General features: G+C 71.7%; 26 protein-coding genes. 15 read left to right on the forward strand and 11 right to left on the reverse strand.

Annotation, left to right across the window (positions count from 1 at the left end; translation table 11 throughout):
• Positions 1-22: 22 nt before the first annotated feature.
• A complete protein-coding gene (mgrA, locus tag DEJ29_RS01635; RefSeq protein WP_111047715.1) occupies positions 23-1066 on the forward strand; it encodes an L-glyceraldehyde 3-phosphate reductase in 1044 nt (347 codons plus the stop codon).
• Between the two features lie 559 nt (positions 1067-1625).
• Positions 1626-2867 (forward strand): MFS transporter, encoded by a 1242-nt coding sequence (locus tag DEJ29_RS01640; RefSeq protein WP_111094366.1) that lies wholly within the window; start codon positions 1626-1628, stop codon positions 2865-2867.
• 77 nt (positions 2868-2944) lie between these two features.
• Here the strand turns inward: DEJ29_RS01640 and mnhG are convergent, their stop codons facing one another.
• The 7 genes from mnhG to DEJ29_RS01675 all read right to left on the reverse strand — a co-directional run bounded on the left by mnhG (position 2945) and on the right by DEJ29_RS01675 (position 10132).
• Positions 2945-3301, reverse strand: coding sequence for a monovalent cation/H(+) antiporter subunit G (gene mnhG / locus DEJ29_RS01645; RefSeq protein ID WP_071245814.1), 357 nt, complete (start codon positions 3299-3301; stop codon positions 2945-2947).
• Positions 3298-3636, reverse strand: a complete 339-nt coding sequence (locus DEJ29_RS01650) for an MrpF/PhaF family protein (RefSeq protein ID WP_111094365.1) — start codon at positions 3634-3636, stop codon at positions 3298-3300. The genes mnhG and DEJ29_RS01650 overlap by 4 nt, the downstream gene beginning before the upstream one ends.
• The gene (locus DEJ29_RS01655; protein WP_111028654.1) at positions 3633-4214 is read right to left on the reverse strand and encodes a Na+/H+ antiporter subunit E; all 582 of its coding nucleotides are present in this window, start codon (positions 4212-4214) and stop codon (positions 3633-3635) included. Before DEJ29_RS01655 ends, DEJ29_RS01650 begins: the two co-directional genes overlap by 4 nt.
• Complete coding sequence (locus DEJ29_RS01660) at positions 4211-5962, reverse strand: Na+/H+ antiporter subunit D (protein WP_111094364.1); 1752 nt, start codon at positions 5960-5962, stop codon at positions 4211-4213. Before DEJ29_RS01660 ends, DEJ29_RS01655 begins: the two co-directional genes overlap by 4 nt.
• Entirely contained in the window at positions 5959-6369 is a 411-nt protein-coding gene (locus DEJ29_RS01665) for a Na(+)/H(+) antiporter subunit C (RefSeq protein ID WP_017887553.1), read from the reverse strand. Before DEJ29_RS01665 ends, DEJ29_RS01660 begins: the two co-directional genes overlap by 4 nt.
• Positions 6366-9278, reverse strand: coding sequence for a Na+/H+ antiporter subunit A (locus DEJ29_RS01670; RefSeq protein ID WP_111094363.1), 2913 nt, complete (start codon positions 9276-9278; stop codon positions 6366-6368). The genes DEJ29_RS01665 and DEJ29_RS01670 overlap by 4 nt, the downstream gene beginning before the upstream one ends.
• A gap of 101 nt (positions 9279-9379) precedes the next feature.
• Positions 9380-10132, reverse strand: coding sequence for an SDR family NAD(P)-dependent oxidoreductase (locus DEJ29_RS01675; RefSeq protein WP_111094362.1), 753 nt, complete (start codon positions 10130-10132; stop codon positions 9380-9382).
• Between the two features lie 45 nt (positions 10133-10177).
• On the opposite strand from DEJ29_RS01675, the gene DEJ29_RS01680 reads away from it, so the two are divergent.
• From DEJ29_RS01680 to DEJ29_RS01705, 6 genes are all read left to right on the forward strand, one after another.
• Positions 10178-10900: an SDR family oxidoreductase gene (locus DEJ29_RS01680; RefSeq protein ID WP_181438129.1), complete on the forward strand. Its 723-nt coding sequence runs from the start codon at positions 10178-10180 to the stop codon at positions 10898-10900.
• Positions 10897-11556 (forward strand): FadR/GntR family transcriptional regulator, encoded by a 660-nt coding sequence (locus DEJ29_RS01685; protein ID WP_111094360.1) that lies wholly within the window; start codon positions 10897-10899, stop codon positions 11554-11556. The genes DEJ29_RS01680 and DEJ29_RS01685 overlap by 4 nt, the downstream gene beginning before the upstream one ends.
• Positions 11557-11623: 67 nt before the next feature.
• A complete protein-coding gene (locus DEJ29_RS01690; protein WP_071404822.1) occupies positions 11624-12244 on the forward strand; it encodes a DedA family protein in 621 nt (206 codons plus the stop codon).
• A gap of 40 nt (positions 12245-12284) precedes the next feature.
• The gene (locus DEJ29_RS01695) at positions 12285-13151 is read left to right on the forward strand and encodes an SMP-30/gluconolactonase/LRE family protein (protein ID WP_502866896.1); all 867 of its coding nucleotides are present in this window, start codon (positions 12285-12287) and stop codon (positions 13149-13151) included.
• Positions 13152-13158: 7 nt separating this feature from the next.
• Positions 13159-14310: a 23S rRNA (uracil(747)-C(5))-methyltransferase RlmC gene (rlmC, locus tag DEJ29_RS01700; RefSeq protein WP_111094359.1), complete on the forward strand. Its 1152-nt coding sequence runs from the start codon at positions 13159-13161 to the stop codon at positions 14308-14310.
• 302 nt (positions 14311-14612) lie between these two features.
• Entirely contained in the window at positions 14613-15323 is a 711-nt protein-coding gene (locus DEJ29_RS01705; RefSeq protein WP_111094358.1) for a LysM peptidoglycan-binding domain-containing protein, read from the forward strand.
• Between the two features lie 74 nt (positions 15324-15397).
• Here DEJ29_RS01705 and DEJ29_RS01710 read toward each other — a convergent pair whose 3' ends face one another.
• The gene (locus tag DEJ29_RS01710) at positions 15398-16438 is read right to left on the reverse strand and encodes an LCP family protein (protein WP_111094357.1); all 1041 of its coding nucleotides are present in this window, start codon (positions 16436-16438) and stop codon (positions 15398-15400) included.
• 75 nt (positions 16439-16513) lie between these two features.
• Positions 16514-16921: a MarR family winged helix-turn-helix transcriptional regulator gene (locus DEJ29_RS01715; RefSeq protein WP_110865545.1), complete on the reverse strand. Its 408-nt coding sequence runs from the start codon at positions 16919-16921 to the stop codon at positions 16514-16516.
• A 77-nt stretch (positions 16922-16998) separates the two neighbouring features.
• Here DEJ29_RS01715 and DEJ29_RS01720 point away from each other — a divergent pair, with 77 nt between their 5' ends.
• From DEJ29_RS01720 to DEJ29_RS01735, 4 genes are all read left to right on the forward strand, one after another.
• Positions 16999-19113, forward strand: a complete 2115-nt coding sequence (locus tag DEJ29_RS01720) for an MMPL family transporter (RefSeq protein WP_111094356.1) — start codon at positions 16999-17001, stop codon at positions 19111-19113.
• A 12-nt stretch (positions 19114-19125) separates the two neighbouring features.
• A complete protein-coding gene (locus tag DEJ29_RS01725; protein WP_110865543.1) occupies positions 19126-19776 on the forward strand; it encodes a GntR family transcriptional regulator in 651 nt (216 codons plus the stop codon).
• Positions 19777-19922: 146 nt separating this feature from the next.
• Positions 19923-21425 (forward strand): LCP family protein, encoded by a 1503-nt coding sequence (locus DEJ29_RS01730; protein WP_071404828.1) that lies wholly within the window; start codon positions 19923-19925, stop codon positions 21423-21425.
• Between the two features lie 38 nt (positions 21426-21463).
• The gene (locus DEJ29_RS01735; RefSeq protein ID WP_111094355.1) at positions 21464-22246 is read left to right on the forward strand and encodes an endonuclease/exonuclease/phosphatase family protein; all 783 of its coding nucleotides are present in this window, start codon (positions 21464-21466) and stop codon (positions 22244-22246) included.
• Between the two features lie 6 nt (positions 22247-22252).
• Here the strand turns inward: DEJ29_RS01735 and DEJ29_RS01740 are convergent, their stop codons facing one another.
• Complete coding sequence (locus tag DEJ29_RS01740; protein ID WP_111094354.1) at positions 22253-22987, reverse strand: hypothetical protein; 735 nt, start codon at positions 22985-22987, stop codon at positions 22253-22255.
• 198 nt (positions 22988-23185) lie between these two features.
• Between DEJ29_RS01740 and DEJ29_RS01745 the strand changes: the two genes are divergently transcribed.
• Positions 23186-24112: an SDR family oxidoreductase gene (locus DEJ29_RS01745; protein WP_110858602.1), complete on the forward strand. Its 927-nt coding sequence runs from the start codon at positions 23186-23188 to the stop codon at positions 24110-24112.
• Positions 24113-24209: 97 nt separating this feature from the next.
• Here the strand turns inward: DEJ29_RS01745 and DEJ29_RS01750 are convergent, their stop codons facing one another.
• A complete protein-coding gene (locus DEJ29_RS01750) occupies positions 24210-24527 on the reverse strand; it encodes a hypothetical protein (RefSeq protein ID WP_027467174.1) in 318 nt (105 codons plus the stop codon).
• A 169-nt stretch (positions 24528-24696) separates the two neighbouring features.
• On the opposite strand from DEJ29_RS01750, the gene DEJ29_RS01755 reads away from it, so the two are divergent.
• Both DEJ29_RS01755 and DEJ29_RS01760 read left to right on the forward strand, forming a co-directional pair.
• A complete protein-coding gene (locus DEJ29_RS01755; protein ID WP_111094353.1) occupies positions 24697-25380 on the forward strand; it encodes a TetR/AcrR family transcriptional regulator in 684 nt (227 codons plus the stop codon).
• 91 nt (positions 25381-25471) lie between these two features.
• A complete protein-coding gene (locus tag DEJ29_RS01760) occupies positions 25472-25666 on the forward strand; it encodes a DUF2795 domain-containing protein (protein WP_027467172.1) in 195 nt (64 codons plus the stop codon).
• Positions 25667-25708: the final 42 nt, after the last annotated feature.

The following is a 25708-nucleotide window of genomic DNA, read 5'->3' on the forward strand; positions in this document are numbered from 1 at the left end:
GATCGAGTGCCAGGCTCGTCCCATGACCTACATCGCCAGTGACGACCGCTACGACTCGATGACGTACCGCCGGACCGGCCGCTCGGGCCTCGACCTGCCGCTGCTCTCCCTGGGGTACTGGCACAACTTCGGGGACGACATGCCCTTCGAGAACCAGCGTGCCATCAGCCGCCGGGCGTTCGACCTCGGGATCACCCACCACGACCTCGCGAACAACTACGGCCCGCCGTACGGTGCCGCCGAGGTGAACTTCGGCCGCCTGATGCGTGAGGACTTCCGGCCCTACCGCGACGAGATGGTCGTCTCGACGAAGGCCGGCTGGGACATGTGGCCGGGCCCGTACGGGCAGGGCGGTGGCTCGCGCAAGTACGTGCTCGCGTCGCTCGACCAGTCGCTGCAGCGCACGGGCCTGGACTACGTCGACGTCTTCTACTCGCACCGCCTCGACGCCTCGACCCCGCTCGAGGAGACGATGGGCGCCCTGCACACCGCGGTCCAGCAGGGCAAGGCGCTGTACGTCGGCATCTCGTCGTACGACGCCGAGCGCAGTCGGCAGGCAGCCGAGATCCTCCGCGACCTCGGCACCCCGCTCCTGATCCACCAGCCCTCGTACTCGATGCTCAACCGCTGGATCGAGACCGAGGGGCTGCTCGACGCCGCCGGCGAGCTCGGCTTCGGCGTCATCGGCTTCACCGCGCTGGCGCAGGGGCTGCTGACCGGCAAGTACCTGAACGGTGTGCCCGAGGACTCCCGCGCGGCAGCGGGCAAGTCCCTCGACGCGTCGAGCATCACGCCCGAGGTCGTCGAGCACCTCCGTGCCCTGAACGACGTCGCGGCCGCGCGCGGACAGTCCCTCGCGCAGCTCGCCCTCGCCTGGGCGCTCCGTGACGAGCGGGTGACCTCACTCGTGATCGGCGCCTCGCGGGTGTCGCAGCTCGAGGACAACGTCGCCGCGCTGTCGAACACCTCGTTCACCGACGAGGAGCTCCGCGTCATCGACGAGCACTCGGTCGGCATCACCGACGTCGACCTGTGGGCGGGAGCCCGCGCGGGCGAGGTCTCCTGACCCGAGCCCCACGCCGCACCAGTCCCTCGGCCGGTCGCATCTCGTTGCTCGGCGGATCCCGCCGGCTGGTCACGACACGTCGCGGGTCGCCGCCGAGCGGTCACGAACTGTCGGCTGGCCGCGCCGCAGGCGACGGTCTGCGACCGCACGGCGCACGGCCGACGGGGTGTCGTGACCGCTGCGGTGCCCTGGGCGCGCGGCGCGGCGGACGGGAGGCGCGGGGCACGCCGCCACGCGCCTCCCGTCCGTCGTCCGGTCGCGTTGCGTCGCGTGGCCGGCCCGCGGGGGCCGGTCACGACCCGACGCGGGCCGCCCGCCGACTGGTCACGAACTGTGGACTGGCGGCGCCGCAGGCGACGGTCTGCGACCGCGCCGCGGCTGACCGCCGGGACGGCGCCCGGAGCGAACTCCTCCGGGGCGCGGCGGCCGGTTGGTACCATCGACAGCGTTCGACAACACGCAGTGTGTATCTACCGGCCGCCGGCATCCCGGCGGACAACGGCGGCACCCGATGGGTCCGCCGCCACCGAACCGGGCGGGCCGAGAAGGCACAACCCCGATGCTCCAGACCCGCTCAACCGACGCCCCGCCCGCTCCGGACCGCTCACTCGTCTCCCTCGCCGGCCGCTGGTACTTCCCCGTGGCGTTCATCGCCCGGCTCCCGTTCGCGATGATGGTGGTCGGCGTCCTGACCCTCGTCGTCGCCGCCCGTGACTCCGTCGCCCTCGGCGGCATCAACTCCGCCGCCGTCGGCATCGGCTCCGCGATCTTCGGCCCGATGGTCGGTGCCGCGGCGGACCGTTACGGCCAGCGGGCGGTGCTCGTCCCCGTCGGCCTGGTGAACGCGGCGCTGCTCGGGTTCTTCCCATTCGTCGTCAGCGGTACCGCGCCCGACCTCGCCGTCCTCGCGGTCGCGTTCTGCATCGGCGCCTCTGCCCCGCAGGTCGCCCCGATGTCCCGCACCCGGCTCGTCGCGATCATCCGGCAGCGGATGGCCCCGGCGCGGCGCGAGAAGACCCTCAGCGGCACCATGGCCTACGAGTCCGCCGCCGACGAGACCGTCTTCATCATCGGCCCGTTCCTGGTCGGCATCCTCGCCAGCGCGATCGCCCCGTGGGTGGCCGTCGCCGGCGCCTCGGTCCTGACGTTCGTGTTCGTCACGGCGTTCGCGCTGCACCCGACCGGCAAGCTCGTGGTCGGCCAGCACGCGGAGTCGACGCAGGCACCCGCGCGGCAGCTCCTGCGTCCGCGGCTCGTCGTCGTGGTCGTCGGCATCCTCGGCATCGGCCTGTTCTTCGGCTCGACGCTCACCTCGCTGACGGCCTTCATGGAGACCCACGGCGAAGCCTCGCAGGCCGGCCTGCTCTACGGCCTGATGGGCATCGGTTCCGCCGGGTTGGCGCTCGGGTCGGCAGCGTTCCCGCGGGCCTTCGGCCTCGGCTGGCGCTGGCTCGTGTTCGGCGTCGTGCTCCTCGCCGGTGCGATCGCGTTCGCCAGCGCCGGCTCCGTCGTCGCCGCGGGCGTCATCCTCGCGATCATGGGCATCGGGATCGGGCCGACCCTGGTCGCCCAGTACAGCCTCGGTTCCGACCGCTCACCGGTCGGCCGGTCCGCCACCACCATGACGATCCTCGGGTCCGCCGTCATCGTCGGCCAGTCGATCGCCTCCGCGATCACCGGTGACGTCGCCGAGCACCACGGCACCGCCGCAGCGATGCTGCTGCCGGCGGTCTCCGCCGCGATCGTCGTGGTCGCCGCGGTCGGCAACCTGCTGCTCCCGCGCCGGGTCGTGACCGCCTGACCGCGAACGTGACCACCTGACGGACCGGAGGCCCGTGGCGACGCCGCCACGGGCCTCCAGTCCGTCAGGTCGGTGCGTCAGGACTCCGTGTCGTCGACGAGCAGGTCCTCGTGCCGGTAGTCGTCGGCACGCAGGCCGGCGCGGGCGATCATGTGCGTCGACACCGGCACCAGGAACAGCTGGAACACCATGATCGGCAGCACGACCCAGAACGCCGTCCACGTCCACACCGCGACCACGATGGCGGCCAGCGCGAGTGCGAGCCCGAGCACCTGCGGCTTCGCCATGGCGTGCAGACGGACGAGCGGGTCCGGGAACCGGACGATGCCGACCCCGGCGCCGAGCGACAGCAGCGACCCGACGAGCAGCAGCCCGATGGCGATCCAGGCCCGGATGCCGGCGTCGTCGACGAACGACTCGATGATCTCGATCACGACTGGTCCTCCTCGGCGCGCTCGGGGGTGGTGACGGTCAGTCCCTCGTCGGACGGGTCGGCCGAGGGCGTGACGGCCCGGGCGACGGCGACCGTGGCGAACACACTCGTCGCCGAGATCACCACGAGCACGGGGATGCCGGTCAGGTCCTGGCGGATGACCATCGCGGCGGCGATCACCACGAGCACGGTGGTCAGCACCATGTCGGAGCCGATCATGCGGTCGAGGATGGTCGGACCGCGCACGATGCGGAACACCGCGAGGGCGAACGTCGCCCCGAGGAGCGCGAGCACGAGCGCGACGGCGATGCCCATCACGACGACGACGGGGCTCATCGGGTCACCTCCGGCAGGGGCTCGGACAGCTCGGAGACGTCCTGCTTGGATCCCAGTGCGCGGATGACCATGGCCTCGATCCGGAGTGCGACGCGGCGTTCGTCCTCGACCTGCTCGAGGCGCTCGGTGTCGAGCACGTGGAGCAGCAGGCGACGGCGCCGCAGGTCCACGTCGGCGACGTACGAGCCGGGCACGAGCGAGATCGCGAGGGTGGCCAGGGTGAAGGTCATCTCTGACGTGGAGTGCAGCTGCACGAGCGTGATCGAGCTCCGCCGCACACCGCGGGGACGGAACGCGACCCAGGCGACCCGGAAGGACGCCACGACGACGAGCCCGGACCAGACCGCCAGGAACCGCAGCACGTGCACGATCGAGAACCGTGCGGACAGGGGGACCGGCGGGAGCGGCAGCGCCTGGGTGACGATGAGCGCCACGACGATGCCGCACAGCAGCGTCAGCGGGGTCCACGACCCCCAGAGCAGCGCCCAGAGCACGGTGAGTCCCGCGACGAGGGGCACGTCGTAGCGCCACGCCAGTGCGATCCGCCTGGCGTTGGAGATGCGGCGGACGTCGGTCATCGCTCACCTCCGAGCACGGCCTGCACGTACCGGTCGGGCGACTCCAGCGACTCCGCTGCGCGGGTCGCGTAGCCGTAGAGCGGGCCGGCGACGACGGTCAGCGCGACGGACCCGAGCACCGCGACGGTCGTCACGCCGACGAGCATGCGCGGCAGGCGCACCTTCTCGGGAGCCTCGCCGACCGCCTCGGTCGCGCCGGTGGTCGGACTGGGCCCCGTCCGCCGGTTCCTGTCCGACGCGCCAGCGGCGGACCGGCCGTGCCGGATGGGAGAGGCACGGGTCGCGTGCGGTGCGTCGGTGACCGTCACCGAGCCTCCCGGGTGGTACGCCTCACCCGTCTCCTCGGAGACGGTGAGCGGCGCCGGTTCCGGCGACCGCAGGTGGGCGTGCGGTTCGGCACTCGTCGCGTGCGGGGCGGCGGCCTCGGCCGCCGGCTTCGGCCGCCAGAAGGCGGCGTCCCAGACCCGCATGAGCGCGTACAGGGTGAGCAGCGAGGTGACGACGCCGGCCCCGATGGTGACGTACGCCATCGGGGAGCCGTCCTCGGCGGCGGCGCGGAACAGGCCGAGCTTGCCGATGAAGCCGGAGAACGGCGGGATCCCGCCCAGGTTGAACGCGGGGATCAGGTACAGGGCGGCCAGCAGCGGTGCGGCCTTCAGCAGTCCGCCGAGCGACCGGGTCGAGGTCGTCCCGCCGACGCGCTCCATCAGACCGGACACCAGGAACAGCGTGGTCTGCACGACGATGTGGTGCACCGTGTAGAACACCGCTGCCGCCGTCCCCGCGACGGTGCCGAGTCCGACGCCCATCACCATGAAGCCGATGTGGCTGATCAGCGTGAAGGACAGCAGCCGCTTCACGTCGGTCTGCGACACCGCGCCGAGCACCCCGACCACCATCGTCAGTGCGGCGACGACGAGCAGCACCTCGTTGAGTTGTGGTCGCGGGAAGATCACCGTCTCGAGCCGGATGATCGCGTAGATGCCGACCTTGGTCAGCAGGCCCGCGAAGACCGCGGTGACCGGCGCCGGGGCGGTCGGGTACGAGTCCGGCAGCCAGAACGCCAGCGGGAACACGGCCGCCTTGATGCCGAACCCGATCAGCAGCATCGTGTGCAGGAGCAGCTGGACGTGCTCTGGCAGGTCGGCGACGCGCTCGCTGATCTGGGCGATGTTCACCGTGCCGGTGGCGCCGTAGACCAGCCCGATGGCGGCGAGGAAGATCGCCGAGGCGATCAGGCTCGTGACGATGTACGTCGTGCCGGCCCGGACGCGCTGTTCGCTGCCGCCCAGCGTGATGAGCACGTAGCTCGCCACCAGCAGCATCTCGAACGCGACGTACAGGTTGAACAGGTCACCGGCGATGAACGAGTCGAGCACACCGGCGGCGAGCACCAGGTACGTCGGGTAGAAGATCGTGACCGGGGCGTCCTCGTCGTCGGCGGCCAGACCCTGCCCGATCGAGAACAGCAGGACGAGCAGCAGGACGCTCGCACTGACGGTGAGCAGCAGCGCGCTGAGCCGGTCGACGACGAGCGAGATGCCGTAGGGGGCGTCCCAGCCGCCGACCTGCACCACGATCGTGCCGTGCCGGTCGACCAGGACCATGAGCGTGGCGGCGACGGCCAGGGCCACGACGAGCACCACGACGGTGATCGCACGCTGGAGCTTCTGGTGCCGGAGGAGTCCGAGCGCGACCGCGGCACCGAGCAGCGGGACGAGGACGAGGAGCGGGACGAGCCAGGTCATCGGGTCGCCTCCTGTTCTGCGTCGGTGGTGGTCTCCGGGTCCTCGTCGGCCGGCTCGTCACGGTCGCGTCCGATCGCGGCGTCGGCCTCGTCGACCTCGACCTCGTCGGCGCGGGACAGCTGCCACGACCGGTGGATCAGGGCCAGCAGGAACGCGCTGACGGCGAAGGTGATCACGATCGCGGTCAGGGCGAACGCCTGGGGGAGCGGGTCGGTGATGCCCTCGGCGCTCTTGCCGATCGGCGGGTCGCCCGCGGCGCCGGACATCACCAGCAGCAGCAGGTTGAGCGAGTTGCCGAGCAGCAGGAAGCCGAGGAGCATCCGGGTCAGGGAGCGTTCGAGCAGCAGGTAGACGCCGCACGAGAACAGCACCGCCATGGCGATCACGAGGACGAGGGTGACGGTCACGTGGCGCTCCCTTCCGGGGTGGGGGCATCGAGGGCGTCGCTGACGGATCCCTCGGTGGTGTCGCGGGTCGGGGTCGAGGCGTCCTCGAGGCGCTGCCGGTCGACCTCGGCGCCGAGGCTGCGGAGGACGTCGAGCACCAGGCCGACGACGACCAGGTACACGCCGATGTCGAAGAACGTGGCGGTGACGAACTCGACGTGTCCGAGGATCGGGACGGTGGCCTCGAAGAACTCGGAGTACAGGGCTTCACGGCCGAAGAACAGCGGCACGATCGCGGTGATGGCCGCCGTCGCGACCCCCAGGCCGAGCAGGCGACCGGCACGCACCGGGGCCGCTGCACCGAGTTCGGCCGGGCCGCCGGCCAGGTAGCGGGCCGCGAGCGCGATGCCGGCGACCAGGCCACCGGCGAACCCGCCACCGGCCGAGTTGTGCCCGGCGAACAGCAGGTAGAGCGACAGCACGATGAGGCCGTGGAACAGCAGGCGGACGACCACGTCGAGCAGGGCGGAGCGGCCGGTCGGGATCGCGGCGCTCGTCGGCAGCCAGGCGCGGGGCTCGCCGTCGGTGCGCTCGCCGTTCGCGGTCAGGGTCTCCGGCAGGTCACGCAGCCGGGGCAGGGTGTCCTCGCGCGAGTTCACGAAGATCAGGCTCGCGACGCCGGTGGCCGCGGCGACCACGACCGTGAGCTCACCGAGGGTGTCCCAGCCGCGCAGGTCGACGAGGGCGACGTTCACGACGTTCAGACCGTGCCCGAACGAGCTCGTCAGCGCGGGCAGGTCGGGCCAGAGGGGGCGTGCCGTGCGGGCCGAGGCAGCAACGACGACGACGATCGCCAGCGTCAGCCCCGCCAGCCCGGCGAAGAGCGCCCGCACGACCCGGAACCGCGACGGGTTGGTCGTGGCGATGCGCGGGGGCAGCCGTCGGAGCACCAGGACGAAGGCGATCAGGGTGACCGTCTCGACCACGAGCTGCGTCAGGGCGAGGTCGACGGCGCCGTGCAGGACGAACAGCACCGAGAGGCCGTAGCCGGTGACGCCGACCAGGACCGCGGCGGCGAACCGGGTCTTCGCCGTGAGCACCGCGATGCCCGCGATCGACATCACGATCACCACCGGGATCTGGCCCCACGAGTCGGCGAACCGGACGTGGAACTCCCACGGCCCGCCGAGCACCAGGTTGGCGAGCGCCCCGGCGACGAAGACCGACAGGATCACCGTCAGGTAGTAGGGGAGCGAGCCGCGCTGCAGGCTCGCGGTGAGTCCGGTCGCTCCGCGGTCGAGCAGTCGCATGCCGTGCCGGTACGTGCCCGCAGCGCTCGGGAACCCCGCGAGCCGGTGCTGGAGCGCTTCGACCGGACGGCGCAGGGCGAACAGTGCGAGGCCGCCGACCAGGGTGATCGCGGACAGGCCGAGTGCGGGTTCGAGGCCGTGCCAGAGCGCGAGGTGCGGGACCTCCTGTCCGCCGAGCGCTGCGGTCGTGGCAGCGGGCTCGATGCCGTGCGCGACCAACGGGGTGAGCAGGCCGAGTGCGAGCCCGGCCAGCGCGAGCACCGAGGGCACGACGGCGAGGCCGTGCAGGGCGTGCGGCTCGGTGGTCGCGACGCCGGGCTTGCGGGCGAAGGCGCCCCACAGGAACCGCAGCGAGTAGGCTACGGTGAGCACCGAACCGACGGTCACGCCGATCAGGGCGAACCAGGCCCAGCCGGCGTCGGGGCCGTGCAGGGACTCGGTGAACCCGGTCAGCACGGCTTCCTTCGCGACGAACCCGATCGTCGGCGGGATCCCGGCCATCGACAGCAGCGCGAGCACCGCGACGACCGCCAGCCACGGGCGGGCACGCCCGAGCCCGCTGAGTCGACCGAGGTCACGCGTGCCGGTGACGTGGTCGATCGCGCCGACGACCAGGAAGAGCGTCGACTTGAAGGCGGCGTGTGCGACGAGCAGCGCGACCCCGCCCAGCGCGACCGCGGGGGCACCCCAGCCGGCGGCGAGCACGAGGAACCCGAGCTGGGCCACGGTGCCGTAGGCGAGCAGGAGCTTGAGGTCGGTCTGCCGCAGGGCCCGGTACCCGCCGACGAGCATCCCGGCGACGCCGAGCAGCGTGATCGTCTCGCGCCAGCCGTCGAGCAGCGCGAACGCGGGGGCGAGCCGGGCCACCAGGTAGATGCCGGCCTTCACCATCGCCGCGGCGTGCAGGTACGCGCTGACCGGTGTGGGTGCGGCCATGGCGGCGGGGAGCCAGAAGTGGAAGGGCACGATCGCCGACTTCGTGAGCGCCCCGAGCAGCACGAGGACCACCGACACCGAGACGACCGTGCCGCTCGGGGGATCGGCGACGATCGCGGACAGCGAGGTCGTGCCCGCCGTGACCGAGAGCATCACGAGGCCCGCGAGCATCGCCAGACCACCCGCGGTGGTGACCACGAGCGCCTGCATGGCGGCGGCGCGACTCGCACGCTTCGCGGCGTCGTGCCCGATGAGCAGGTAGGAGAAGACCGTCGTGGCCTCCCACAGGACGAACAGCACGATGACGTCGTCGGCGATCACGAGCCCGTACATCGAGCCGGCGAAGGCGGTCAGGACCCCGGCGAACCGACCGAGCCCGGGTTCGTCCCGCGCGAAGTACGAGGCGCAGTAGACCAGCACCAACGCGCCGACGATCGACACCACGAGGGCGAGCACCCACGACAGGGGGTCCATCCGCAGCGTGACGTCGAGGTCGAGCTGGGGGACCCACTGGTGCCGTTCGACGACGCTGCCGTGCAGGGCGGCGTCGGTCTGGGCGATCGTCAGCACCGCCGCCGCGGCGGGGGCGAGGGCCGCGACGTAGAACACGCGGCGGCCGAGGACGGGGGTCAGGGCGGGGACGATCAGGGCGACGATCGCGAACGCGACGAGGACGAGGACCATCGGGCACCTCCTCGGGGTCGGGCTGCAGTCCGGCTCACTGGGCTTTCACAGCCTACGGAGGAGGCCATGTGGAGAACCTGTGCGGCCAGACAGCAGTCCGCTCAGGTCCGGCCGTGTGCGCGAGCGGGGATCTGCGTCGCGAGCTTGCCCCCGGAGACGTCGAGCAGGGTGCCGGTGATGTACCCGGAAGCGTCGCTCGCCACGAAGACGAGCAGGTCGGCAACGTCGTCCGGCGTCTCCCACCGGCGGAGCGACAGCGTGTCGAGCAGGCGGTCCTGCGCCTCGGTCGGCATCGTCGCGAAGCCGTTCATCGCCGTCGGCACCATGCCCGGTGCGTAGGCGTTCACGGTGATCCCCCACGGGCCGAGTTCCGACGCCAGGACCCGGGTGAACGAGACGACGGCGGCCTTCGACGCCGCGTAGGCCGCGCTCCCGACGCTGGGCACGATCGCCGCGAACGAGGCGGCGTTGATGATCCGACCGTGCCCGGCCGCCTGCATCACCGGAGCCACGGCCTGGCTCATCAGGAACGTGCCGCCGAGGTTGACGTCCATGCAGCGGCGCCAGGCGTCCCACTCCAGTTCGGCGACCGTGCCCGTGACGTTGATGCCGGCGTTGTTCACCAGCACGTCGATCGTGCCGTGCCGCCGGACGACCTCGTCCACGGCGTCGCGCACCGATTGCGGGTCGGCGACGTTGCACACGACGTGGTCGAGCGGGAAGTCCGGTTCGAAGGCGAGGTCGAGTGCGACGACGCGGCACCCCTCGCTGACGAAGCGGTCGGCGAGCGTGCGGCCGATTCCGCGCGCTGCGCCGGTCACGACCACCACTCGGTCGGTCAGGTCGAGGTGCATCGTTGCTCCCGTCGTCGGTGTCTTGAATAGGCATACTATTCGAGCATGACGGATCAGCGTGTGCTCTGGGTCACGGGTGGGGGCAGCGGCATGGGGGCCGCGAGCGCCGAGGCAGCGGCGCGGGACGGCTGGACCGTGGTCCTCAGCGGGCGCCGTGCCGACCGGCTCGAGCAGGTCGCGCGCACCGTCCGCTGCGCCGGGGGAACCGCGGACGTCCTGCCCCTCGACGCGAACGACCCCGATGCCGTCGCAGCCGCGCGGGACACCGTGCTCGAGCGGCACGGGCGGCTCGACGGGCTCGTGCTGGCGGCCGGGCTCAACGCCCCGAGGCGCCGGTGGGACGACCAGTCGCTGACCGACTTCCGCGCGATCGTGGACACGAACCTCACCGCCGTCGTCTCGCTGGTGGACGCCGCGCTGCCGGCACTCCGCGCGGCCGGCGGCGTGGTCGTCGTCGTGTCGTCGTACGCCGGGTGGTCCTTCCAGCCGGGGGCGGGTGTCGCGTACTCGGCGAGCAAGTCCGCGCTCGCGTCGGTCGTCCGGACGCTCAACCAGCAGGAGGCCGAGCACGGCGTGCGTGCCACCCACCTGTGCCCGGGTGACGTCGCGACGGACTTCCTCGACCAACGGCCCGAGGTCCCCGACGCGGCCGCCCGGCAGCGCATGCTCCAACCGGAGGACATCGGGCGGACGGTCGCCTTCGTGCTCGGGTCGCCGGCACACGTGCGCATCGACGAGCTCGTGCTGTCGCCGGTCTCGCAGCGGTGACGAGCACCTTCGAACGGGTCCTCGACCAGGTCGGTGCCGCCGTCGTCTCCGGTGTGGTCGCCGTGGGCAGCCGCCGGAGCGTCGACGACCTGGTGACCTGGACGGGCGCCAGTCGCAGCATCGTCCGCGAGGCCGTCCGCGTCCTCGTCGCCCTCGGCCTGCTCACCGCGCGGCGCCGGGTCGGCGTGACCGTCCTCGACGTGCGGGAGTGGGAAGTCCTGGACCCGCGTGTGGTGCGGTGGCGTCTGCGGGGACCCGACGGGGAGCGCGTGGCGGCCGAGCTCCGCGAGCTGCGGGCGGCGGTCGAACCCGCCGCCGCTGCCGCTGCGGCGCGGCGAGCGGCGCTCGACGAGTGCGCGGACCGACGGGAGGCCCTCCGCACCACCGCGGACGAGCTCGCCGCCGCCGCGACCCGCGACGACCGCCTCGACTTCGTGGCCGCGGACGTGCGGTTCCACGCGCTCGTGCTCGACCTGTCCGGCAACGCCCTGTACCGACGCCTGCACCAGGTCGTCGGCCAGGTACTGCGCGAACGCGGGAGCATCCGCCCGGACCGGCACGACGTCGGCCTCCACCTGGCACTCGCCGATGCCGTCCTCGACGGCCGCCCGGACGACGCGGCCTCGACCATGCGGGCGATCGTCGACCGCACGTGAGCGGAGCGCGCCGGACCTGCGAGGATGGACCCCGGCGCGCCCCTCCGGTGCCCGTGGAGGGTGAGTCGTGGACGCAGCACAGGACCTGGTCGTCCAGCTCGTCGGCACCCCGTGGGCGTTCTTCGTGGTCGGCCTCGTGCTCGCCGTGGGCAGCGTCGCGGTCTTCCTGCCCAGCCAGGCACTCGTCGTCGCGATCGGCACGCTCCTGGTGGGCGGTGACGGCGGTCTCCTGCCGGTCCTCTTCCTCGTCGTCGCGGCGTCGATCGGGATGGTCCTCGGCGACCTCGGGCTCTACCACCTGGCGCGGTCGGTCGACCTCGGCTCGAGGTCGTGGTTCGCGCGTCCGAAGGTCCGCGCGGCCCGGGACGCCATCGACGGCCGCTACCGCGCCGCTCCCGGGCGCATCGCGGTGCTCGGACGCTTCATCCCGATGGGCCGGTTGACGACGAACCTGGTCGGCGCCGACAGCGGGCTCGACCTCCGGCGGTTCCTGCTCAGCTGCGTGCTCGCCGACGTCGTGTGGGCCGCGTACTGCGTCGGCATCGCCTCGGCCACCGGGCGCTGGAGCCGCGAGCAGCCCTTCCTCGTCACGACCCTCGCGGTCGTGGCGTCGATCTTGCTCGGCCTCGCGATCTCCGCGATCGAGAAGGCCGTGCGACGACGGAGTGAGGCTGCGGCCGCGGCCTGACGAACGTAGGCTGGGCAGCCCGTTCGAAGGAGAACCCGTGCTGCTCGACGACCTCGTACCGGACCCCGACGCGATCGAGCGCATCGCCACCGGCAGCACCTGGGCCGAGGGGCCCTGCTGGATCCCGTCGACGCGCACGCTGCGGTGGTCCGACATCCCGGGTGACCGGATCCTGCAGTGGCACGCGGACTCGGGGGAGACCTCGGTGTACGCGGACGGTGTCGAGTTCACCAACGGCCGCACGCTCAACCGGGACGGCAGCGTCGTGCAGTGCTCGCACGGGCTGCGTCGGGTCGAGCGGGACCGCGACGGCGTCGTCACGCCGATCGTCGACACGTGGGACGGGGGCCGGTTCAACTCCCCGAACGACGTGGTGGTCGCGCGGGACGGCGGCGTCTGGTTCACCGACCCCGCCTACGGCATCACCCAGCCGCGTGAGGGACACCCGGGCGTGCGTGAGTACGGCGACCACTGGGTGTTCCGGTGCGGGCCGGCGGGCGAGGACCTGCGGCCAGTGGCGACCGACCTGGACGAGCCGAACGGCCTGGCCTTCGACCCGGACGAGCGGGTGCTGTACATCGCGAGTTCGTCGGGCGACGAGCCGGTCATCCGCGCCTACGACCGCCGAGGTGACCTGCTGAAGAACGGCCGGGTGTTCGCGCGGCTCGAGCCCGGAGAGGGTGCGCCGGACGGCATCCGGGTCGACGTGCACGGCAACGTCTGGTCGTCCTCGCACCGCGGCGTCGTCGTGTTCGACCCGGCGGGTGCCCGGATCGGTGCGGTCGCCGTGCCGGAGGTCACGTCGAACCTGTGCTTCGGCGGCGACGACGGCACGACGCTCTTCCTGACCGCGACGACGTCGGTGTACCGGATCGCCACGACGACGCGGGACGCTGCCGTATCCTGACTCGGCCATGCAGTGCGACTACTTCGACCGCGGGGTGTGCCGGTCGTGCACGCTCATGGGCCAGCCCTACGCCGACCAGGTCCTCGACAAGGAACTCCGCACGCGTGAACTCCTGCACGCCGCGGTCGAGGCCGCCGGGGGCCCCGGAGCGGTCTCCTGGTCGCCCGCGATCACGAGCCCGGAGTCGGGGTACCGGAACAAGGCGAAGATGGTCGTGGGCGGGTCCGTCCAGCACCCGACCGTCGGCATCCTCGACCACCGGCAGCGCGGGGTGGACCTGCGGCACTGCGGGATCTGCACGCCCGGCATCCGGCACGCGTTGCCCGTGCTGGCCGAGTTCGTCTCGACCGCCGGGCTGATCCCGTACGACGTCGCCGCGCGCCGGGGTGAGCTCAAGTACGTCCTGGTCACCGAGTCGCCCGACGGCGAGTTGATGATCCGGTTCGTGCTGCGTTCCGAGGGGCAGCTCCCGCGGCTCCGCCAGCACCTCGACGCCCTGCGTGCCGCACTGCCGAACGCGGTCGTGGTGACCGCCAACCTGCTGCCCGAGCACAAGGCCGTCACCGAGGGCGACCGCGAGATCGTGCTGACCGAGCAGGAGACCCTGCCGATGCGGCTCGGCGGGATCACGATGCACCTGCGGCCGCAGAGCTTCTTCCAGACGAACACCGGCGTCGCGACCGAGCTGTACGCGCAGGCGACGGCCTGGATCGACGAGCTCGACCCGGCGTCGATGTGGGACCTGTACTGCGGCGTCGGCGGGTTCGCGCTGCACGCTGCCTGTCCCGGCCGCGTGGTGACCGGCATCGAGACGAGCGCCGAGGCGATCCGCTCCGCCAAGCAGTCCGCTCGTGAGGCCGGCCTCGAGGGCCTCCGGTTCGCCGCCGACGACGCGACCGAGCACGCCCTCCGGGCCCGTCCGGACGCGGTGCCCGAGCTCGTCGTCGTGAACCCTCCGCGTCGCGGGATCGGGGAGCGGTTGTCGACCTGGCTCGAGGATTCGGACGTCCAGCACGTCGTCTACTCGAGCTGCAACCCGGTGACCCTGGCGAAGGACCTGGCGCGCATGCCGTCGTTCCGGCTGCGTCGGGCCAGGGTGCTCGACATGTTCCCGCAGACCGGTCACCTCGAGGCCGTGACCCTGCTCACGCGGGCCTGATCCCGACCGCCGATCGGCATTGCCAGGGAATTGCCAAGGACACGTACCCGGGTACGCCTCGATCACCATGGCCATGGGCATCGAGCCGTTCAGGTTCCGGGGCGGGGTACATAGCATGCACGGGTAGAACCGTTTGTCTCGGTTTGATAACGGTCAAGAGTTTCCTATGGTTGCCGACCGAGGTGCCGCCGGCCCGATGACCACTGCCCCCGGTGGCGCACCCCCACAACTGACCGCGATCGGTCGGGGTGGGCAGTGGATCCCGCAACAGATGCGGCTCGTGACCCCGGTGGAGCAATCACATGAAGAAGCTTTCCCGTACCCGCACCATCGTCGGTGGCCTGGCGTTCGCCGGCATCGCCGCGACCGGTGTCGGCCTCGCGGCAGCCCCCGCGAACGCAGCGTCCGGTTCGACCTGGGACGCCCTCGCGCAGTGCGAGTCCGGCGGCAACTGGGCCATCAACACCGGCAACGGCTACTACGGCGGCCTGCAGTTCAACCTCGGTACCTGGCAGGCGAACGGTGGCGCGGGCAACCCCGCCTCCGCCAGCCGCGAAGCCCAGATCGCCGTCGCCGAGCGTGTCCTCGCCTCGCAGGGCTGGGGTGCGTGGCCCGCCTGCTCCGCCCAGCTCGGGCTGAGCGGCACCAGCGGTGCAGCGCCCGCCGCGGCGGCTCCGGCCCCCGCACCGGCTCCGGCTCCCGCACAGCAGGCCGCCCCGCAGCCCGCTGCACCGGCACCGGCACCGGCTCCCGCCGAGCAGGCCGCCCCGCAGCCGGCCTCGCCGAGCACGACCGAGTCCACGCCCGCCCCGGCAGCGACGACGCCGAGCAAGCCGGCCCCGGTCAAGACGAGCGGCAAGACGTACACGATCGCCTCGGGTGACACGCTCGACACGATCGCGACGAAGCTCGGGATCGACGGCGGCTGGAAGCAGCTCTGGGCCGCGAACACGTCGACCATCGACGACGCGAACCTGATCTACGCCGGCCAGGAGCTCCAGCTCCCCGCCTGATCTCTCCGCAGACCGAACACGACGACGCCCCACGACCTCGAGTCGTGGGGCGTCGTCGTGCGTGCGGTGCCGGGCTACTGCGGGTTGTCGCTGAGCCAGCCGGCGACGTCGTCGGACCGGAGCGCCTGGGACAGGGACCCGACCTCGAGCTGGTTCAGCGTCACGATCGACTGTCCGTCCGGTGACGTCCCGGAGCCCGCCGTCGGCACCGTGAAGGTCACCAGGTCGTCGGCCCGGACCGCGCGGAGCGACCACCCGAGTTCCGCCATCCGAGCGAACGTGAACCCCGCGTCGACCGACAGGTGCTCACTGGTCGCGGCGACGAAGTCCTGGATGCGCCCGGGGTTGGTGACCGTGCCGCGGGACAGCAGTCCCTCCACGACGCCGCGCATGAACGCCTGCTGGTTGCTGACCCGGGTGTGGTCGGCGTCGGCGAAGGCGTGACGCTCCCGCACGAAGGCGAGTGCGTCGGCGCCGTCGAGGCGGTTCGTCCCCGCCACGAAGTCGTGGTGGGCGGTCGAGAAGGCCTGCGGGGAGGACACGGTCACGCCGCCGAGGGCATCGGTCATGTCCTCGAACCCGGTGAAGTCGATCTCGGCGACGTGGTCGACCCGGACGTCCAGGAGCTGCTCGACGGTCTGCACGGTCAGGGGTACCCCGCCCCAGGCGTACGCGGCGTTCATCTTGGCGCGCCCGTGCCCGGGGACCTCGACCCACGAGTCCCGCATGATCGACATCAGGTAGACGTGCTGACGATCGGCGGGTACGTGCGCCAGCATCAGGGTGTCCGAGCGCCCGCCGGACGTCGAAGGGCCACCATCGGGGTTGCCCTGCGCCCGGGAGTCGGAACCGATGAGCAGGACGTTCTCGCCGGTTGTCGGAGTCGGTCGGGTGCCGCTCGGGAACGGGTTCGTGATGGTCTCGCGCCCGGCGTCGAAGCTCCGAGCGAGACCGCCGACGAACGCACTCGCGACGACGGCGACGACCAGGGCGACGCCGACGAGCGAGCCGAGCGTCGTGATCAGCGCGACGAGGAACGGCCGCCGCCGCCGTCTGCTGCTGGCGGCATGGTGAGCGTGTGCAACGGCCGCGCGGGCGGCTCGGCGTTCGGACATGCGGGGCTCCTGTGGTCAGGTCGGCACGCACCGACCACAGGATCTTATCGCATGTGGTATTTCATGAACAGTGTTTCACTCGGACTGCGGCTTGCCGAGCAGTTCGCCCAGCGCCGATCGGAGCGCCGGGTCCTCCGGCAGGACCTCGCGCTCGATGTGCCGCGCGGTCTCCCAGGCGGACCGGCCGGCGGACGTCACGCTCACCACGCGGCGCCGGCGATCGGCGGGATGTGGGGTGCGCTCGACCAGGCCGTCCCGCTCCATCCGCTCGAGCGTGCGGGACATCGTCTGCGGCTGGACCCGTGCGGTGCGGGCGATGGTGTCCGCGCCGGTCGGACCGGTCCGGATGAGGATGTCGATCGCGACGACCGCGGCGTGCGAGAGCCCGATGGCGCGGAGTCGTTCGTCCCAGTCCCGCTCGACGGACCGTGCAGCCGCGGACAGCAGGCGCCCGAGGGGCCACTGCTCGCTCGTGTCCTGCATGCCGTGATTCTATGGTCGTCAGCAGCGCTCGACGGTCAAGTAATCAGCATGCTGACGATCGGTGTACGCTCACCGACGTGTCCCGCTTCCTCCGCATCGTCCTCCCCGCGCTCGTCATCGTGGTCTGGCTCGGCATCGCCTCGGTCGGCGGTCCCTTCTTCGGCAAGATCTCCGAGGTCTCGACCAACGACCAGACCTCGTTCCTGCCCGCCTCGGCCGACGCCACGAAGGTGCAGGAGCGGTCCTCCGAGTTCCGCGACGAGTCCGGAGCGCCCGCGATCATCGTCCTCGAGCGCGACGGCGGCCTGACGTCGACCGACCTCGCCGACGCGAAGGCACTCACCACGACGCTGTCCGACCGCGCCGACGTCGATGCCGTCAGCCCGGTGATCCCGAGCGAGGACGGCGACGCGGTCGAGATCGTCGCCACGCTCACGCAGGACGCCGAGACCGGGGACGCGGTCGAGGCCATCCGGGCCGACGTCGACGACGCACTGCCGTCCGGGGTGAGCGGCTACGTCACCGGCCCGGCCGGGTTCACCGCGGACCTGACCGAGGCCTTCGCCGGCATCGACGGGCTGCTGCTCGGGGTGGCGCTCGCCGCGGTGTTCGTGATCCTGATCATCGTCTACCGATCACCCCTGCTGCCCGTGCTCGTGCTCGGGACCGCCACCTTCGCCCTGTGCGCCTCGATCCTCGTGGTCTGGTGGCTGGCCAAAGCCGACATCGTGACGGTCAACGGGCAGGTGCAGGGCATCCTGTCGATCCTGGTGATCGGCGCGGCGACGGACTACGCGCTCCTGTACACCTCGCGCTTCCGGGAGGCGCTGCGCGACCACCGCACCGGCTGGGACGCGACGAAGGCCGCCCTGCGGGGGAGCCTCGAGCCGATCCTGGCCTCGGGCGGCACGGTGATCGTCGGGGTGCTCTGCCTGCTGCTCTCCGACCTCAACTCGAACAAGGCGCTCGGCCCCGTCGCGGCCATCGGCATCGCGTTCAGCCTGCTCGCCGCCCTGACACTCCTGCCCGCGCTGATGCTCGCGTTCCGCCGCGCGGCGTTCTGGCCGCTGCGTCCCGCGTTCGGCAGCGCCCACCCCGTGCTCACCGGTCCGGACGCCCGCGGCATCTGGGCGCGCGTCGGCCGGCTCGTCGCCCGTCGGTCCCGGGTGGTGTGGATCGTCTGCACGGTCGGCCTGCTCGCGATGGGTGCCGGCCTGTTCGGACTCAAGGCGGACGGGGTGCCGCAGAGCGACCTGATCATCGGGTCGTCGCAGGCCCGTGACGGTCAGGACGTGCTGGCCGACCACTTCCCGGGCGGCTCGGGCAGCCCCGCGCAGGTCATCGGCGCGGAGCGCGACCTCGACCAGCTCGTCGACGCGATCACCGCGGTGGACGGGGTCGACGGTGTCGTCGCCGCGGCGAAGGACAGCCCCGCCGGGACCGTCCCGGTGACCGGGTCCGCCGCCGGCAGCAGCACGCCGACCGTCTCCCGTGGTGACGTCCTGCTCGAGGCGACGCTGTCCGACGCCGCCGACTCGGACGCCGCCGAGCAGACCGTCCGCGACCTCCGCACCGCCGTCGAACGGGTCGACCCGGGAGCGATCGTCGGTGGCGTCACCGCGACGGCGGTCGACACGAACGACACCGGCATCCGTGACCGCACCCTCATCATCCCCGTGGTGCTCGTCGTGATCCTGCTGATCCTGATGCTCCTGCTCCGCAGCATCGTCGCGCCGCTCGTGCTGATCGGCAGCGTGATCGTGTCCTTCGCGGCGGCCCTCGGCGTCGGAGCGCTCGTCTTCGACCACGTGTTCCACTTCCCGGGCGCGGACCCGAGCGTGCCGCTGTACTCGTTCGTGTTCCTGGTGGCACTCGGCGTCGACTACAACATCTTCCTCATGACACGAGTGCGCGAGGAGGCGCTGCGGCACGGTCCACACGAGGGCGTCCTGCGCGGACTCGGCGTGACCGGCGGAGTGATCACATCGGCGGGCGTCGTGCTCGCCGCCACGTTCGCCGCCCTCGGCGTGATCCCGATCCTGTTCCTCGTGCAGATCGCGTTCGTCGTCGCGTTCGGCGTCCTGCTCGACACGATCGTGGTTCGTTCGCTGCTCGTGCCGGCGCTGGCCTACGACCTCGGGCACCGCGCCTGGTGGCCGTCGCGCCTCTCGCGCACGAACCCTGACATGTGACACGCTGGACCCATGCCAGTTCCCTCGACGCAGCCCGCTGCCGAGCGCAAGCTCCTCCGTGACACGGTGCAGGACAAGATCCGCGACGCCATCATGGACGGCACGCTCGAGCCCGGGGAACGGCTCAACGACGACGACCTGATCGCCTGGCTCGGGGTCTCCCGGACGCCGATCCGCGAAGCCCTCGCCGAACTCGCCCGGGCCGGCCTCATCGAGATGGCGCCGAACCGCTACACCCGGGTCGCGGCGCCGACGAAGGGGGAGCTCCTCGACGCGTACCGCACCCTCGGCGTGATCTACGGCGGCGTCGTGCGGCTCGCGGTGCCCCGGTTCACGGACGCGCAGCGCAAGAAGATCGTGAAGATGCTCGACGACGTGCACGCGCGGGTGAGCGCCGACGAGCAGGACCAGGTCGCGCGCGACGGAGCCGGCATCTACTCGATGTGGGCGGACGCGTGCGGCAACTCGTCCCTCGTGCAGCTCTGCAACTCGACCACGGACGGGCTCTCCTTCAAGCTCCGCGTGCCGGAGCTCGCCGAGCTCCTGCCGGCCGACGTGATCCTGCCCGAGCTGACGAAGCTCAAGGACGCCGTCGTCGCGAAGGACCCCATCGCTGCGGAACTCGCCATGGAAGCGATCCACCTGCTCCCGTCGCGCGACTAGCGTGCCGAGCGCGACCAAGGGGCGGACTGGAGGCCCGTGGCGACCCCGCCACGGGCCTCCAGTCCGTCACGGGGTGACGGCGAGTACGGGGTGACCTTCCAGGCGCATCCCATGTCCGTTCCCCGCGCGGCGGTTATGGTTTCCCGGTGAGCAACGAACCCGAGCAGACGACCGAGCCCGCACACCGCGGTGCTGCGACGCCGCGCCACGGGCGCCAGAAGCGACGCGCAGGCGTCGTCTTCCCGGCCGTCGCGGGGGTGCTCACGATGGCCCTCCTGCTGGGCGTCGGGTACGCGGGGTACGCGTACAACCAGCTGTCCGACGGCGTCACGATCGTCAACGCGATCACCGGCAAGAAGGACACGAAGGACGACGTCGACGGCAAGGCGCAGAACATCCTGCTCGTCGGCGACGACCACCGGCCGGAGAACGCCACCCCCGAGCAGATGGCGGAACTCAGCACGACGTCGGACGGTGGTGCGACGAACACCGACACGATGATCGTGCTGCACATCAACGCCGACGGCAGCCAGGCGACGATGATCTCGTTCCCCCGTGACTCGTACGTCGACATCCCGGACGTCGGCAAGGGCAAGCTCAACAGCGCCTTCTACTACGGCACGCTCAACGGCGGTGGCGACACCGGCGGTGCGAAGATGCTCATCAAGACGATCGAGAACCTGAGCGGCCTGCAGATCGACCACTACGTCCGTGTCTCGCTGCTCGGCTTCTACCAGGTCGTCAAGGAACTCGGCCCGGTGCAGGTCTGCCTCAACCAGGCGACCAGCGACCCGTACTCCGGCGTCGACCTGCCGGCGGGCAAGTCCTCGCTCAACGCGAAGGAGGCGCTGTCCTTCGTGCGACAGCGCCACGGCCTGCCGAACGGTGACCTGGACCGCAACGTCCGCCAGCAGTACTTCCTGTCGCAGGAGGCCCGGAAGGTCACGTCGGCGGGGACGCTGCTCAACCCGGTGAAGATGGGGAACATCCTCAAGGCCGTCGGCGGATCGATCCAGACCGACACCGACCTCATCGACCTGGCGTCACAGATGCGCAACCTGCGGCCCGGCAACATCCAGTCCGCCACGATCCCGACGCTCGGCACGCCGACCATCTACGTGAACGGCTCCGCCCTGTCGATCGTCGAGGTCGACACCGTCGGCCTGCCCGCGTTCGTGCAGGGCCTGGTCGGCGAACCCGAGGCGTACACGAAGGCGGGCCGCGCACAGCCGGCGAACACCTCGGTCACCGTGCTGAACGGCAGCGGGGTCGAGGGCGCTGCGACGGCTGCGGGGCAGGTCCTGACCGCCCGCGGCTTCCAGGTCGCCCCGGCCGGCTCGTCCGCGACGACGAAGACCACCCAGGTGCAGTACCCCGCCGGTCAGGAGTCGCAGGCGAAGGCCATCGCGTCCGTGGTGCCCGGCGCCGTCGCCGTCCGCACCAGTGCGGTCACCGGTGTCACGCTCGTGCTCGGCACCGACGGCAAGACCGCGAAGCCGATCGCGACCGAGCCGAGCGCCGGGGCGTCGACGCCGTCGACCGGCGGTTCCAGCACCGGCTCGAAGCCGACGAAGAAGCCCGCGAAGGAGCCGACGGCCAAGTCGACCGACGTGCACAACTACGGCACCGAGGGCACCTGCATCAACTGATGGGAACCCGCCGGGCAACCGGTCGGTAGGTTCACGGTGTGACCAGCGCCGCACGCCCGATCGTCCTGATGACCTACAACATCAAGAACCCGGACCCCGCGCACGACTGGCCGGCCCGCCTGCCGGTCGTGCTCGACCTGATCCACCGGCACGACCCCGACCTGCTGTGCGTGCAGGAGGCCTTCGCGCACCAGATGGACGACCTGCGTGCCGGCCTGCCGGACCACGCCGACGTCGGACAGGGGCGCGAGGGCGGTGACGCCGGTGAACACGCGGCCGTCTTCTACCGCCGCGACCGGTTCCGTCCGTCCGACGAGGGGTCGTTCTGGCTGTCGGACACCCCGGACGAGCCCGTCTCGAACACCTGGGGCAGCCTGTACCCGCGGATCGCGAACCACGCCCGGTTCCTCGACGCCGAGGGGCCCGCGTTCACCCTGCTCACCACGCACCTGGACCACGAGCCCGGTGCGCACGGTGACGAGGTCCGGGGCCGGAGTGCCGCGCTCATCGCCGAACGACTGGCGGGCACCACCGGCCCGGTCGTGTTCGCGGGGGACTGCAACGAACCCGCGGGGAGCGGGACGGCCTCGCGGGTGTTCGCCGAGGCCGGGTTCGCCGACGCCTGGCTCGCCGCGGGGGACCCCGCCGACCGCACCGCCACGTTCAACGACTGGCAGCCGCCGGTCGACTCGGGCGAGCGGATCGACTGGGTGCTCACCCGCGACGTCAGCGCCGTGGACCGCATCGTCATCGACCACGACGGTCCCGAGACCTGGTTCGCCAGCGACCACTTCCCGGTGGTCGCGACACTGCGGGTCTGAGTCGCTTCAGCAGCTGCGCTGCGCGTGGACGGGCATCGGTGAACCGAGCACCGTGACGGTCGTCTCGTTCGTCAGGGCGGAGACCCCGTTGGTGCCGGCGTCGCCGGAGTGCTCGCTCGACTCGTCGTCGTGCCGGTTGGCCCAGCCCTCGCGGAGCAGGAGCTGCCAGGCGCGCGAGTCGTCCGAGCCGTAGGACACCCGCTCCGAGCGGGGAGCGTCGGCGATCTCGTCCGCGATGTCGTCGCCCACCCGGACACCGCCCGGGCCGGTCAGCTCGATCTGCCGGCCGAGCACGCTGCGGACCGAGTTGCGCAGCACCCGGATCTCGACGGCGTTGCCGGCCGCCGCGTCGGTCGTCAGGGCTGCGACGCGGATGGCACCGCCCCAGGTGTAGGTGGTGCCCGCGGGGAAGCACGCCCCGCCGTCGCCCTCGGCGGTCTGCGTGCGGGACGGTGTGCCGAGCAGACGGTTCAGGACGCTCACGGTCAGACCGGAGTCGCGCATCGAGGACTCGACCACGGTGTCGTCGCCGTTCCGGAGCACGAGTGCCTCGGCGTCGAGCTCGATCGAGTCCACCCGGCGGAGTTCCGCCTTCGTCACGTGCACCGGAGCGGCGTCGTGCGAGGTCTCGGCGGCCACGGCCACGTCGGCCCCGAGCCCGGCGGTGCCGTCGAACGCGAGCGCACCGGCCGAGAAGGCCAGCACGGCGGCGCCGAGCGCCAGCAGGGTCCGAGGAGTCACCGTTCGACGGTAGGGCCTCGATCGGAACAGAACGACAGGTGTTACCGAATCGGAGCCTGCCCGTCACCGGACCGTGACAAACGAGGATCACGCACCTGCGGCCCTGGAGTGGTGCGGCCGGCGGGCGCAGGCCGGTCCGCGCAACGGGGGACAGCCTCCTGGACGGCCCGCAGCGACCCCCTGCGTACCGTCGGCGGCATGACGGACCAGCAGAACGACCAGACCGGGCCTGACCAGTATGTGATGCAGGACCCCACGAAGATGTACGCCGACAAGAAGCCCGACGAGCAGTACCTCGAGGGTGCCGGCACCGACGCGGAGATGGCGCAGAACGTCCCCGCCGACCACGGCGAGGACACCTACCGCGGCTCGGGTCGTCTGACCGGCCGCAAGGCACTCGTCACCGGTGGCGACTCCGGCATCGGTGCCGCCGTGGCGATCGCCTACGCCCGCGAGGGTGCGGACGTCGCGATCTCGTACCTGCCCGAGGAGCAGGAGGACGCCGACCGCATCGTCGGGCTCATCGAGGCCGCCGGACGCAAGGCCGTCGCACTGCCGGGCGACATCACCTCGCTCGAGGTCTGCGAGCAGCTCGTCGCCGACGCGGTCGAGCAGCTCGGTGGCCTCGACATCCTGGTGAACAACGCCGGCAAGCAGCAGAACGTCGACGACATCACCAAGATCTCCGACGAGGAGTTCGACGAGACCTTCAAGACCAACGCGTACGCGACGTTCCGGATCACGAAGGCCGCCGTGCCGCACCTGCAGCCCGGCTCCACGATCATCAACACGACGTCGATCCAGGCGTACGCCCCGTCGCCGCACCTGGTGCACTACGCGGCCACGAAGGCGACCGTGAACAACATGGCGAAGGGCCTGGCCGCGCAGCTCGCGCCGAAGGGGATCCGCGTCAACGCGGTCGCTCCGGGCCCGATCTGGACGCCGCTGCAGCCGGCCGGCGGTCAGCCGCCGGAGGCGCTGCCGAGCGCGGGCGAGCAGACCTACCTGGGCCGCTGGGGCCAGCCGGCCGAGCTCGCGCCGGCCTACGTGTTCCTGGCGAGCGGTGAGTCGTCGTACGTCGTGGGCGAGACGCTGCACGTCGACGGTGGGATGCCGACGCCGTAGGGCGCTGTTCCTGACGGGACTCTGACGGGAGGCGCGGTGCCGGTGGGTACCGCGCCTCCCGTCGTCCGTGTGGTCCGGTCCGCGGCGCCTGGTCGCGTCAGCAGCTGACGGAGCGCGCCATCCGCTCGAGGAGCTCGCGCGCCGACATCGCGGCGGCCAGCTCGACCTCGACGGGGTTGATGCCGATCGCCTGCTCGAACGCGCGACGGCGGGCCTGGTCGGCGATCGGCACCTCGGGGCGCTGGGGCAGCACGGCGATGGCTCGAGCCGCCGCCTCGAAGGCACCGGCGGGCCGTCCGAGCTGTTCCCACATGGCCCGGACGTCGTGCGCCACCTGGTCGGGGTCGCCGCCGAACTCGAAGCCGGTCGAGGCCATGGTCGCGAGTCCCTGGGCAGTGGGGTCGTTCGGGGTCATGCCCGCATGGTCGCACGGACGGCCGCGAACCGGCTCGACGTCGTGGTCTGTCCCCCCTTGTGCCGACACCCGTACCGGGGATTCTTATGTCCCCCGTTCTGCGTTTGGATGGAGGTACCCCGGACCCGGGGTGACACGGACAGGACGTCCGGGGACGACGGAGGGCACGATGCTCGAACACACCAGCGCCGACACGCAGGCCGCAGCGGCCGCGGCGGCCACACTGCACCTGCGGATCACGATCGTGGGTGCCACCGTCGACCTGCTCCGGGACGTCCCCTTCCACGAGGCCCGGCCGGTGCAGGTCGCCGAGCGGATGGGCATCAGCGTCGCCGAGCTGGAGCAGCACTTCCCGTCGTGGGACGGCCTGGTCCTCGCCGCGCTGGACCGCTGGAACGGTGCCCGGATGGACGAGGTCACGCACGAGGTCGGTGACGGCTCGACCGTGGACCTGCTCCGCGCCATCGTCGCCTCGAACGCCGAGGACCCGGCCCTGATGCGCCTGCTCGTCGCCCTGCTGTCCGTCGCGGGCAACCCGGCGCACCCGATGGCGACCTACCTGCGGTCGCGGTACCAGCTCTTCTTCGCGCAGATCAAGCGCGGCCTGGAGCACGACGTCGCGATCGGCCGTGCCCCGCACACGATGGACCCGCGCCGCGGTGCCGAGCAGCTCATCGCCCTGTACGAGGGGCTGCAGCTGCAGGCCCTGCTGCGCGCCGAGCTCGACCTGGTGGCGGCGTTCGACCGCGCGGTCGCCCGGCTCGAGCGCGGCTGGATGGAGCGGTACGAGCCGCAGGCCGCCCGCCGTCTGGCGATGTGGGACGAGGACGACTCGGGCAGCTGGGAGATCTGACCGGCGGTTCGTCCGCGGAGCGCGTTCCCCGCGCCGTCGTGCAGCGCCCCGCGGGTACTCCGGGAGTCGCAACCTGACGGAAGGAACCGACATGGCAGCACCGAACCCCATCCAGGTCCAGAAGTACCTGAGCGGCATCGACTACCCGGCGTCCAAGGACGACGTGGTCTCGACGGCCGAGCAGGAGGGCGCCCCGGACGACGTCCTCGAGGCGCTCCGCGCGATCCCGGACGGCGAGTACGACGCCCCGACCGCGGTGTCGAGCGCGGTGTCCGACGCCGGCTGAGCGCGGCCGGCCCACTCGGTGAGCAGAAGAGGTCGGGTGCGT

Origin of the sequence: Curtobacterium sp. MCPF17_021, from assembly GCF_003234605.2 — a bacterium.
GTDB lineage: Bacteria > Actinomycetota > Actinomycetes > Actinomycetales > Microbacteriaceae > Curtobacterium > Curtobacterium flaccumfaciens.

Bases quoted from the DNA above. Each gene is read 5' to 3' on its own strand.
- DEJ29_RS01655 (WP_111028654.1), bottom strand. From the start codon at position 4,214: ATGACCGACGTCCGCCGCATCTCCAACGCCAGGCGGATCGCACTGGCG.
- DEJ29_RS01710 (WP_111094357.1), bottom strand. From the start codon at position 16,438: ATGTCCGAACGCCGAGCCGCCCGCGCGGCCGTTGCACACGCTCACCAT.
- DEJ29_RS01725 (WP_110865543.1), top strand. From the start codon at position 19,126: ATGCCAGTTCCCTCGACGCAGCCCGCTGCCGAGCGCAAGCTCCTCCGT.
- DEJ29_RS01760 (WP_027467172.1), top strand. From the start codon at position 25,472: ATGGCAGCACCGAACCCCATCCAGGTCCAGAAGTACCTGAGCGGCATC.
- DEJ29_RS01640 (WP_111094366.1), top strand. From the start codon at position 1,626: ATGCTCCAGACCCGCTCAACCGACGCCCCGCCCGCTCCGGACCGCTCA.
- DEJ29_RS01745 (WP_110858602.1), top strand. From the start codon at position 23,186: ATGACGGACCAGCAGAACGACCAGACCGGGCCTGACCAGTATGTGATG.
- DEJ29_RS01750 (WP_027467174.1), bottom strand. From the start codon at position 24,527: ATGACCCCGAACGACCCCACTGCCCAGGGACTCGCGACCATGGCCTCG.
- DEJ29_RS01705 (WP_111094358.1), top strand. From the start codon at position 14,613: ATGAAGAAGCTTTCCCGTACCCGCACCATCGTCGGTGGCCTGGCGTTC.
- DEJ29_RS01650 (WP_111094365.1), bottom strand. From the start codon at position 3,636: ATGAGCCCCGTCGTCGTCGTGATGGGCATCGCCGTCGCGCTCGTGCTC.
- DEJ29_RS01680 (WP_181438129.1), top strand. From the start codon at position 10,178: ATGACGGATCAGCGTGTGCTCTGGGTCACGGGTGGGGGCAGCGGCATG.
- rlmC (WP_111094359.1), top strand. From the start codon at position 13,159: ATGCAGTGCGACTACTTCGACCGCGGGGTGTGCCGGTCGTGCACGCTC.
- DEJ29_RS01670 (WP_111094363.1), bottom strand. From the start codon at position 9,278: ATGGTCCTCGTCCTCGTCGCGTTCGCGATCGTCGCCCTGATCGTCCCC.
- DEJ29_RS01755 (WP_111094353.1), top strand. From the start codon at position 24,697: ATGCTCGAACACACCAGCGCCGACACGCAGGCCGCAGCGGCCGCGGCG.
- DEJ29_RS01660 (WP_111094364.1), bottom strand. From the start codon at position 5,962: ATGACCTGGCTCGTCCCGCTCCTCGTCCTCGTCCCGCTGCTCGGTGCC.
- DEJ29_RS01675 (WP_111094362.1), bottom strand. From the start codon at position 10,132: ATGCACCTCGACCTGACCGACCGAGTGGTGGTCGTGACCGGCGCAGCG.
- mgrA (WP_111047715.1), top strand. From the start codon at position 23: ATGACCTACATCGCCAGTGACGACCGCTACGACTCGATGACGTACCGC.
- DEJ29_RS01715 (WP_110865545.1), bottom strand. From the start codon at position 16,921: ATGCAGGACACGAGCGAGCAGTGGCCCCTCGGGCGCCTGCTGTCCGCG.